Genomic DNA, 1,486 nt, shown 5'->3' on the forward strand with positions numbered 1-1,486 from the left:
CACTACTGCGTCAGGGCCCCGACGGGTGGACGGGGAGATCGGGTGGGCTGCGCGAGGAGCGTGGGTGGTTGGAGCGGTGGCAGGTGGGGCAGCGCGGCAGCCAGGTGGCAATCCCCCGGGCCATGGCGAGCCGAGCGGTGATGAAGCTGTCGCGGAAATGGCGCTCAGGCCGAGAGTGGCTGCGCGTAGGCTTCAGCCGCCCCTCGGGCCGAGGGGGGAAAACGCCGCACGCGTTCAGCCACGATGAACGCGTAGCAGCACAGTGCTACCGAAACATGGTGGTGCCAGCCAGGGAAGCGGCGGCCTTCATAATGGTCCAAACCCAGTTCGCCCTTGAGTTCCTCGTAGACGCGCTCGGTTCTCCAGCGTTGCATCACCAAGCGGATGAGTTGCTTCTTCGTCCTGAAACCTGGAAGGGAAACCAGGAAGGAATTGGCGGGCTCGGCCTCACCGTCCCTCCACTCAATGAGTAGCCACAGCGGCTCTTGCTCGCGCTGGGGTACACCCGCGGCGACGACTCGGCGCAGGGCGAAGCGCGCCGACAAGTCCCTCTGGGGGCCCTGCCGCCAGGTGCACCGACGAAATCCCCCTCGCTCGTGAATGTGCAAGGCCAGGGCTGAAACGCTGCGCACATTGCCGCGGGGCCGTCCCTGGGCATCCAGCACGCTGACAGTCGTTTGAGGGTCCACTGCGACTGCGTAGTGCAACCCCAACGCGCGCAGGTGCGCACGAAACTGACTGGAAGTGCCATAGGCAGTGTCCCCCAGGATGACGCCCGGAGGGGCACCGTCCTGCACGGCCCGCTCAATCATTTGCAGCGCCAGTTGAGGCTTCGTCTTGAAGGGGACATCGTCGGGGATGCGAGCCTCGCGGCGGCGAGCCGCGTCGTTGGTCCAGCACTCGGGCAGGTACAACTCGAAGTCGAGGGGCAGGTGCTCGGTGCGGGTGGCGACACTGAGGCTGACGCCAATCTGGCAGTTGGCCACTTTTCCCGCCGAGCCGGTGTACTGCCGCTGCACGCCCACCGAGTGCTTGCCCTGCTTGAGGAAGCCCGTGTCGTCCACAATCCATGCTTCCACCGGCTCCCGCCGCGTCATCGCCTCCAGCGCATACCTCGCCGCCTGGCGCCGCACGTCCCGGTCGCTCCACCTCGAGTCCACGGCGAAGTGCAACAACCGCTGGTGCATGGCATCCACTCGCTCGGGGTCCGGACACGCGCGAGCGGCGATGGGCTCCACGCTCTTTCGCTCCCCCTCTCCCAGCAGACCCATGGCGTAGAGGGCGAACGAGCCGCGTCGGCTCTCCTCGCCGAGTACCTCGCCGATTTGCTGGAAATACCTCTCAAGCCGCTGCACCGCGGCGGCGTTCATGAAGGAGTCCATACCTGCTTCATGAGTGGGGCGGATGGCGGCCAATGCAATGAGGGCCTGCCCGCCCAGCCCTCCGTCGCCCACTCTCCCTTCTGCCTACCCCTGACGCAGTAGTG

1 protein-coding gene is annotated in these 1,486 nt (G+C 66.4%); it reads right to left on the reverse strand.

Features of this window, described 5'->3' with window-relative positions; all coding sequences use genetic code 11:
• Positions 1-164: 164 nt before the first annotated feature.
• Positions 165-1,382 (reverse strand): IS701 family transposase, encoded by a 1,218-nt coding sequence (locus tag FMQ63_RS37080; RefSeq protein ID WP_020479264.1) that lies wholly within the window; start codon positions 1,380-1,382, stop codon positions 165-167.
• Positions 1,383-1,486 lie beyond the last annotated feature (104 nt).

Origin of the sequence: Myxococcus sp. CA005 (assembly GCF_006518205.1) — a bacterium.
GTDB classification, from domain to species: Bacteria; Myxococcota; Myxococcia; order Myxococcales; family Myxococcaceae; genus Myxococcus; species Myxococcus xanthus.